This is a genomic window from Arthrobacter sp. SPT-J7 (assembly GCF_059089965.1).
The window spans coordinates 1-255 of the sequence record NZ_JBNHFF010000646.1 but is presented as its reverse complement, the minus strand read 5'-3'; the positions used below and the strand labels follow the sequence as shown (position 1 = coordinate 255).

The following is a 255-nucleotide window of genomic DNA, read 5'->3' as shown; positions in this document are numbered from 1 at the left end:
GGCATCGGCGGCCCGCGGGTAGTGCTGGCAAAACCTATGAGCTACATGAACGTCTCAGGCGGGCCGGTCGCGGCGCTGGCAAGCTTTTACGGCATCATCCCGGATCACGTGGTGGCGGTCCACGACGAAATCGACATTCCCTTCAATTCGGTGAAACTTAAGATCGGCGGGGGAGAAGGCGGCCATAACGGCCTGCGGGACATCTCCAAAGCGCTTGGCACCAAGGACTATCTGCGGGTCCGGGTGGGGGTGGGA

1 protein-coding gene is annotated in these 255 nt (G+C 62.0%); it reads left to right on the top strand.

Annotated features, from left to right (window positions below; genetic code table 11):
• On the top strand, positions 1–255 hold a 255-nt coding region (gene pth / locus AC5RWX_RS34650), incomplete at both ends, for an aminoacyl-tRNA hydrolase (RefSeq protein WP_494100618.1).